The sequence below is a fragment of the Novosphingobium sp. genome, from assembly GCF_049240505.1.
Taxonomy (GTDB): Bacteria; Pseudomonadota; Alphaproteobacteria; order Sphingomonadales; family Sphingomonadaceae; genus Novosphingobium.
In genome coordinates, this window is sequence record NZ_JBMLSM010000221.1 from 1 (window position 1) to 8,395 (window position 8,395).

At 62.3% G+C, this 8,395-nt stretch carries 6 protein-coding genes; 5 read left to right on the top strand and 1 reads right to left on the bottom strand.

The window, feature by feature from the left end:
* Window positions 1-2,603, top strand: a 2,603-nt coding sequence (metH, locus tag ACOVQ0_RS18030; RefSeq protein ID WP_421887693.1) for a methionine synthase, incomplete at its 5' end; no start/stop codon positions are given.
* A 215-nt stretch (window positions 2,604-2,818) separates the two neighbouring features.
* Here metH and ACOVQ0_RS18035 read toward each other — a convergent pair.
* Window positions 2,819-3,091, bottom strand: a complete 273-nt coding sequence (locus ACOVQ0_RS18035) for a hypothetical protein (RefSeq protein WP_421887696.1) — start codon at window positions 3,089-3,091, stop codon at window positions 2,819-2,821.
* A 185-nt stretch (window positions 3,092-3,276) separates the two neighbouring features.
* On the opposite strand from ACOVQ0_RS18035, the gene ACOVQ0_RS18040 reads away from it, so the two are divergent.
* The 4 genes from ACOVQ0_RS18040 to ACOVQ0_RS18055 all read left to right on the top strand — a co-directional run bounded on the left by ACOVQ0_RS18040 (window position 3,277) and on the right by ACOVQ0_RS18055 (window position 8,009).
* On the top strand, window positions 3,277-4,467 hold the full coding sequence (locus tag ACOVQ0_RS18040; RefSeq protein ID WP_421887707.1) for a cation:proton antiporter: 1,191 nt from the start codon (window positions 3,277-3,279) through the stop codon (window positions 4,465-4,467).
* Window positions 4,468-4,558: 91 nt separating this feature from the next.
* Window positions 4,559-5,020, top strand: coding sequence for a nuclear transport factor 2 family protein (locus tag ACOVQ0_RS18045; RefSeq protein WP_421887698.1), 462 nt, complete (start codon window positions 4,559-4,561; stop codon window positions 5,018-5,020).
* Between the two features lie 27 nt (window positions 5,021-5,047).
* Window positions 5,048-6,862: a DNA helicase RecQ gene (gene recQ / locus ACOVQ0_RS18050; protein WP_421887701.1), complete on the top strand. Its 1,815-nt coding sequence runs from the start codon at window positions 5,048-5,050 to the stop codon at window positions 6,860-6,862.
* A 559-nt stretch (window positions 6,863-7,421) separates the two neighbouring features.
* A complete protein-coding gene (locus tag ACOVQ0_RS18055; RefSeq protein ID WP_421887704.1) occupies window positions 7,422-8,009 on the top strand; it encodes a hypothetical protein in 588 nt (195 codons plus the stop codon).
* Window positions 8,010-8,395: the final 386 nt, after the last annotated feature.

Consider the following 8,395-nt stretch of genomic DNA (forward strand, 5'->3'; position numbering starts at 1 on the left):
ACGTCGGCGAACGCACCAACGTCACCGGCTCTGCCGCGTTCAAGAAGCTGATCCTTGCGGGCGATTATCCCAAGGCGGTCGAAGTCGCGCGCCAGCAGGTCGAAAACGGCGCGCAGGTCATCGACGTCAACATGGACGAAGGCCTGCTCGACGCGCTTGAGGCGATGACCACCTTCCTCAAGCTGATCGCTGCCGAGCCGGATATCGCGCGCGTGCCGGTGATGATCGACAGTTCGAAGTGGGACGTGATCGAAGCCGGCCTGAAATGCGTTTCGGGCAAGCCCATCGTCAATTCGATCAGCATGAAGGAAGGTGAAGAAGCCTTCCTTCATCACGCCCGCCTGTGCATGGACTACGGCGCGGCTGTCGTCGTCATGGCCTTCGATGAAAAGGGTCAGGCCGACACCAAGGAGCGCAAGGTCGAAATCTGCGCCCGTGCCTATGACCTGCTGGTGGGCATCGGCTTCCCGCCCGAAGACATCATCTTCGATCCCAACGTCTTCGCCGTCGCCACCGGCATCGAAGAGCATGACCGCTATGGTCTGGATTTCATCGAGGCCACGCGCGAAATCAAGGCGCGCTGCCCGCACGTCCACATTTCGGGTGGCCTCTCCAACCTGTCGTTCTCGTTCCGTGGCAACGAAACGGTGCGCCGCGCGATGCACTCGGTGTTTCTCTACCACGCGATTCCCGCGGGCATGGACATGGCCATCGTCAACGCGGGCCAGCTTGATATCTATGACCAGATCGACCCGGTGCTGCGCGAAGCCTGCGAAGACGTGGTGCTCAACCGCGCTCCTGCTGCGGGTGGCGATCAGACCGCTACCGAACGCCTGATCGAACTGGCCGAAAGCTACAAGGGCAAGGACACCGTCGCCGAAAAGGCCGCCGAGGAATGGCGTGGCTGGGACGTGGTGCGCCGCCTTGAACACGCGCTGGTCAAGGGCATCGACGCCTATGTCGTCGAAGATACCGAAGAAGCCCGCGCTGCCATCGATGCACGCGGCGGTCGCCCGATCGAGGTGATCGAAGGCCCGCTGATGGAAGGCATGAACACGGTCGGCGACCTGTTCGGGTCGGGCAAGATGTTCCTGCCGCAGGTGGTGAAATCCGCCCGCGTGATGAAAAAGGCCGTGGCCCACCTCATCCCGTTCATCGAAGCGGCCAAGGAACCGGGTGCCAAGGCCAAGGGCAAGATCATCATGGCCACGGTCAAGGGTGACGTTCACGATATCGGCAAGAACATCGTCGGCGTGGTCCTGCAGTGCAATGGCTATGAAGTGATCGATCTGGGCGTGATGGTGCCGTGGTCCACGATCATCGATACCGCGCAGAAGGAACAGGTCGATATCATCGGTCTGTCCGGTCTGATCACCCCATCGCTGGACGAGATGGTGACCGTGGCCGAAGAAATGCAGCGCGCCGGGATGACCATTCCGCTGCTGATCGGCGGTGCCACCACCAGCAAGGTCCACACCGCGCTGCGCATCGATCCCGCCTATGATGGCCCGGTCGTCCACGTGCTCGACGCAAGCCGCGCGGTCGGCGTTGCTTCGCAGCTTCTGTCCGATACGCAGGCGCAGGGCTTCATCAAGGCGACAGCCGCCGATTACCAGCACGTCCGCGATGCGCGCGCGGGCAAGGGCGCTTCGAAGCTGCTCAGCCTTGAAGACGCGCGCCTCAATGCCTTCACGCCCGACCTTTCCGAAAAAGCCCCGCCGCCCGAACAGCCGGGGCGTCATATTTTCAGTGATTGGGATCTTTCCGATCTGGTCGATTGCTTCGACTGGACCCCGTTCTTCCGTTCGTGGGAACTGGCGGGCACCTATCCTGTGATTCTCGAAGATGAGGTCGTCGGGGAAAGCGCGCGCAATCTCTATGCCGATGCGCGCGCGATGCTGGACAAGATCATCGGTGAAAAGTGGTTGACCGCCAAGGGCGTCGCGCAGTTCTGGCCCTGCGCCCGTCATGGTGATGACGTCATCCTGCACCCGAATGACGATGAGCTATCCGTCCGCCTGCCGTTCCTGCGCCAGCAGTTCATCAAGAGCCGTGGCCGTGCGAACTTCTGCCTTGCTGATTTCATCGATCCGGCGGGTGACTGGATTGGCGGCTTCGCCGTTGGCATCCACGGTATCGAACCGCACCTTGCGCGTTTCAAGGCCGATAACGACGACTATTCCGACATTCTGCTCAAAGCCTTGGCAGATCGTTTTGCCGAAGCCTTTGCCGAACGTCTGCATCAGTACGTCCGCACCACGCTGTGGGCCTATGCACCGGGCGAACAGCTGACCAACGAAGCCCTGATCCGCGAACAGTATCGCGGCATCCGCCCCGCGCCCGGCTATCCGGCCTGCCCGGATCACACGTTGAAGCCGATCCTGTTCGATCTGCTCGATGCAACGAATTCGGCGGGCATCACGCTTACGGAATCGCAGGCCATGCTGCCAACCTCGGCGGTTTCCGGCTTTTACTTCGCCCACCCCGAAAGCCAGTATTTCGGCGTCGCCACCATCGGCCGCGATCAGTTGGAAGACTATGCCGGTCGGCGTGGCTGGGAAGTTCCGGTCATGGAGCGCTGGTTGCGGCCAAATCTGGATTGACGAACCAAAGCCCCCTCCTCTTCAGAGGAGGGGGTTGGGGGTGGTGCCTTCTTCTTCGCCCTCTCCAAAACGATAACTGCTCCCCCGCGAAGGCGGGGGCCTCGGTGTTGCTACGGAACGCGAGCGTAAACCGACTGAGGCCCTCGGTTTATCCTGAGCGGCTGGCTTGCCAGCCAGCCGAAAGGCGGGGGAGCAGCGAACTACGGCAACCTGCCCTACTGCAACCTGCTCGCCGCCAACCGCGATTGCGCGCGCCGCTGCAGGTAATCCGGCTCTACATCCGCCACCTCAGCCTGCCCCGCCAGCACGCCCAGCGCCGCGCCAAGCCCGTGATGGGCCAGCTCGTCCAGCGCAGCGTTGGTGTCGAGGCCCATTTCGGCGGCCAGTGCTTTCAGCACCCGCGCCATCTCGGCGAATTCCACTTCGCTTTGCCATGCGGCCTTGCATTCTTCGCGGCGCACGAAGCTTTCACGCATTTCGAAGCCCATCGCACATCTCCCGTGTCCGGCGGTCCATCCGCCACGGGAACAAGCTGTCAAAAGAACCGGAATCCGCGCTTAACAGCGTGCCGCGCACCATGCCGGAGCGTGGGAATGGTTAAGCGGTAACCCATTTTTGCCGCCGCTTGCCTCGGTCGCGGAGGCGCGGCAAACAGATGGACATGACACAGGCGATGGGCACCACCGAAATCTTCCTGATCGCGCTTACGATCATCCTTGCCGTGCCTTATCTCGTGTGGCGGTTTTTGCGCACCGATTACTGGGCGCCGCTGGTTGTCGTGCAGATCATCGGTGGCATCCTGCTTGGCCCCGGCGTGCTGGGCGCGGCGTTCCCGGATTACTATGCCTTCGTGTTCAACCCGCAGGTCATCGCGCCGCTTAACGGCATTGCGTGGTGGGCGGTGATGATGTTCGTGTTCGTGGCGGGTCTCGAACTCGACATATCGGACGCTTGGGCCAACCGCCGCGAAACCGCGATTACGGCGGTGGGCGCGCTGCTCACGCCGCTGCTGGCGGGCGCTGCCGCCGCCGCGCTTTTGTTGCAAACGCCCGGCTGGATCGGGCCGAGCGGCACCTATCCGCAGGCCGTGCTGGGCATCGGTATGGCTTGCGCCGTCACCGCGTTGCCCATCCTCGTGCTGCTGATGGAAAAGCTGGCGATCTTCCGAGAACCGCTCGGCCAGCGCATCCTGCGCTATGCCAGTCTCGATGATATCGCGATCTGGGGCGTGCTGGCGCTGATCCTCGTCGATTGGGAGCGGGTGGGGCGGCAGGCGATCTTCCTTGTCGCTTTTGCTGTGGCGTCATGGTTGGTGCGCGCGCTGTTCCGGCGTTTGGAAGAGAACGACCGCTGGTACGTCTCGCTGATCTGGCTCGCCGTTGTCGGCTTTGCGGCGGACTGGTCCGGCCTGCACTACATGGTCGGCGCATTCCTTGCTGGCGCGGTGCTGGATGCGCACTGGTTTGCGCGCGAAAGGCTGGACGGATTCCGCCAGTTCCTTCTGCTCAGCGTCATGCCGGTGTTTTTCCTTTCCACCGGCCTGCGCACCAAATGGGATGTTGGCGGCGTGGCGGTGTTCGGCGCGGCGTTTCTGTTCCTTGCCGCATCGGTTGCCGGGAAGCTTATCGGCGTGCGTATCGCGGGGCGGATTCTGGGCTGGGCGAAGGGTGAGGCTTCGGTGATCGGCTGGCTGTTGCAGACCAAGGCGCTGATCATGATCATCTTCGTCAACGTGCTGTTGGACAAGGGCATCGTCACCAACGAAACATTCACCGCGCTGCTGCTGATGGCCGTTCTCAGCACGATGCTGACCGTGCCGATCGTCACGCCGGGCCTCAGGAAACTGGGCCTCTCGCACAAGTGAGAGTGGTGTTTTTGCCGCCTTCGGACAGGGTGTTTCTGAAGTGCACCTAGATGCACCTAACTGCACCTACGCGCACCGGAGAGGCCCTGACATGACTGCAATCGACCCCATCACGCGCCTGATCGAAATCGAGGAAATCAAGCAGCTGAAGGCACGCTATTTCCGCTGCATGGACACGAAAGACTTCGCTGGATTGCGCATGGTCTTTGCTGATGATGCCGTGTTCGATGCCTCCTGCTCGCTCTCCATCGAACCTGCTGCCGACGCCGAAAACTGGATTCATTCGGGCGGGGACCACATCGCCGCTTTCGTCGAATCTGCCGTCTCAGCGTCGCGCACCGTTCACCACGGGCATTGCCATGAGGTTGAAATCGTTTCGGAAACCGAGGCGCGGGGCGTGATCGCGATGGAGGATCAGATCTGGGACGCCGACGGCAAGCCCTTCCTGCACGGCATGGGCCACTACCATGAAACCTACCGCAAGGAGGCCGATGGCTGGAAGATCGTGACCAGCCGCATCAGCCGCCTTCACGTGATCGTGGGCGTGGAATGAGGCGCTGCGATCTGTCATAGCGGCGCGGTGAGCCTTTCCGACCCCGATTTCGCCCCGTCTGTCTCCGCTTCCGGCGTGCTTGACCGTCTCCACGCGGTGTTTGGATTCACCGCGTTTCGTGGTGTGCAGGCCGATGTGGTGGAGCGGGTGCTGGCGGGGCGCTCGACGCTGGCGGTCATGCCTACGGGTGCGGGGAAATCGCTGACATATCAGTTGCCTGCGGTGATGTTGCCGGGGTGCTGCGTCGTCGTATCGCCGCTGATTGCGCTGATGCACGACCAGTTGCGCAGCGCCACCGCCAACGGCATCCGCGCCGCGACCCTGACCAGCGTGGACATGGATCGGGGGCAGACGATCGACCGCTTCCTGTCGGACGATCTCGACCTCCTTTATGTCGCGCCCGAACGCGCCAGCCAGCCGCATTTCCTTGAGATGCTGAGCCGGGGCAGGGTGGCCATGTTCGCCATCGACGAGGCGCATTGCGTTTCCGAATGGGGGCACGATTTCCGCCCCGATTACAGGCTGTTGCGCCCGCTGATGGACGCTTTCCCCGATGTGCCGCGCCTTGCGCTGACGGCCACGGCGGACCGCCACACCCGCGCCGATATCCTTGCGCAACTGGGCATTCCCGAAGAAGGCCTGATCGTGGCCGGGTTCGACCGGCCCAACATCCGCTATGCCATCACCCCGCGCGACAACCCGCTGCGGCAGTTGATGACCGTGATTGCCGAAAACCCCGGCCCCGGCATCGTCTATGCGCCGACCCGCGCGCAGGTGGAGAAGCTGGCGAACCAGTTGGGGGCGAGCGGGCGGCCCGTGCGGCCCTATCACGCAGGACTCGATCCGCAGGTGCGCGCGGCCAATCAGGCGGCTTTCGTGGAATCCGAAGACATGGTGATGGTGGCGACGGTCGCCTTCGGCATGGGTATCGACAAGCCCGATGTGCGCTTTGTGGCCCATGCGGCCTGCCCGAAATCTATCGAGGGCTATTATCAGGAAACGGGCCGCGCCGGGCGCGATGGCGATCCTTCGGTTGCGGTAATGCTGTGGGGTGCGGAGGATTTCGTGCGGGCGCGGCAGCGCGTGGCCGAAGTGGAAGAACACCGCCGCGCCGGAGAGCGGGCACGGATCGACGCGCTGGCCGGGCTGGTGGAAACGCCGCATTGCCGCCGTGCGCTGCTGCTGCGCCACTTTGGCGAAAACCCGCCGCCATCCTGCGGGAATTGCGATAATTGCTTGAACGCGCCGGGCGTGACCGATGCCACCGAAGTGGCGCGCAAGCTGCTGTCTGCCGTCTATCGCACCGGGCAATCGTTCGGCTTCGGCTATGTGGAGAAGGTGCTGACCGGCGTGGCGGACGAGCGGGTGATGCAGCGCGGGCACGATCAGCTTTCGGTATTCGGCATCGTGGGTGCAGACGAAGCGCAACTGCTGCGGCCCCTGGCGCGGGCGTTGCAGGCACGCGGCGCTCTGGTAGCGACCGAGCATGGCGGGCTGGCGCTGGGCGGTGAGGCGCGGGCGATCCTGAAAGGCGAAGCGCAAGTGCCGCTGGTGCTGGCGCCCAAGAAGGAAGGCCGTTCGGGCAGGCGAGGGCGGGGCAGCAGCGGAGCCGCACTCAATCCCGTGGGCGATCCGGTATTCGATGCCCTGCGCGCGCTGCGCCGCGATCTGGCGCGTGAGGCCGGGGTGCCGCCCTATGTGATCTTCCACGATTCGGTCCTGCGCGAAATGGCGGCTGCACGCCCGGCGAGCCTGTCCGAACTGGGCCAGATCGGCGGCGTGGGAACGCGCAAGCTGGAAGCCTATGGCGACCGGTTTCTGGAAGTGCTGCGGCAGTGGTGAAGAGTGTGGTGAGGGAATTGCTGATTCGCGCCTGACCAAGCCGTCGCGCTTTATCGACGCTCTGGGCCACCTGAACCGCCAGCCGTTCGCCCCTTGCGACAAGTTGCGACAAGCCTGTCAGAACCGTTCATCGGGGGGCAAGCGAACGGGGCCTAGAACGGCTTTCGACGAGGCGGTCGAGGCGGGTTTCCCCCCTGTTGCCCGGTCTCCACTTAAGACCCCCCGTCAAGCGTGACGAACGCGAATGGAACCCTCGGACCAATGCCCCCGGTCCGAGGGTTTTGCGTTTGGGGTCCGGGCTTCCCCCAGAGACGGCTGCGGATAGCGGCTTTCTGCGCTTCCGGTGCTCACGACCATCAAAAAGCCGCTCACCCTGAGCCTGTCGAAGGGTGCGCGCCGGTTCTCGAAGACCACCATCCTCGCTCATGCAGGGACCAAAGCTCGAACGATAAAATCGTGACTCGTCGGTTTTCGCTGAAATGATCGAGTCCCGTCGTTGTGCAGGGGTGTCTCTCTTACTATTTTCGTGATCAAGTTAGTGTGAGAGGGGGAGGGCATATTGGTCGACTGCGGAAATTCTCTCATTCAGTGGTGCGAATTCGATTGGCCGTCCTTTGCTACTCTGACGAGTGGCTTAGCTGCAGTTATCGGCGCAGTTGTTGTGGGCTTGAAGCAGGTCGGTATTGCCAGACGACAAGCAGACATCACCGATAAGCAAGCCGACATATTGGACAGGCAGGTCAAACTGGAAGCGGCAAAACTACGTGCCGATCTCTTTCAGCGGCGGCTAGCGACTTTCGAGGCTACTGCTGACTTCGTCTTTCATATCACCGCGTTGCCGGAGCAGGATGAAAAGGCTGCCGCCCGGATCAGTCTGTTCGCAGAGAAGATGCGCGAGAGCCAGTTCCTTTTTGAAGATCCGGCAGTTTATAAGCGACTGCGCGAAATTTTTGAGCGCGGCAATAAGGCAAGGGCTGACCGCGCTATCGCGCAAGCCTATCGTGAAGAACAGAGGCCTGATCCGGACCGAGTGGCGCGGCAAGAGCGCCTGCTAAAAGCTGCGGCCTGGACCCTCGCGGAACTGGAAGAGCTTTCCGAGCTTTTTCGGCACGACCTTTCCATATTGCCGCGAAGCACGCCGCAATAATCAATCTCGTTAATCAGGCGAACCTGCTCGCCATCCGCCGGGACATCATACAACTGAAACGGGATGAGGTGGTGGGATTGGAGCCGCAGCGCGATAGGTTCTCGAAATCCACCATCCTCGCTCGCCCCTGAGGAAACCCCCAACCCCAAATCCAGCACAAATCCTTCGTCACCCTGAACTTGTTTCAGGGTCCATCTATCCATTCACGCGGCAGGTCATGTTGAGGGATGGATGCTGAAACAAGTTCAGCATGACGAGTGAGGGTGGAGTTCCCGACTCCACCCCCACATCCCATCTAGCAATCGCCCCCCTGCAACCCTAAAGCCAAGCGCATGATCTCGGTTGCCACATGGAACATCAATTCGGTCCGCTTGCGCGCCGATCAG

Excerpts from the sequence above, each read along its gene's own strand:
- ACOVQ0_RS18045 (WP_421887698.1), top strand. The coding sequence starts at position 4,559 with ATGACTGCAATCGACCCCATCACGCGCCTGATCGAAATCGAGGAAATC.
- ACOVQ0_RS18035 (WP_421887696.1), bottom strand. The coding sequence starts at position 3,091 with ATGGGCTTCGAAATGCGTGAAAGCTTCGTGCGCCGCGAAGAATGCAAG.
- ACOVQ0_RS18040 (WP_421887707.1), top strand. The coding sequence starts at position 3,277 with ATGGGCACCACCGAAATCTTCCTGATCGCGCTTACGATCATCCTTGCC.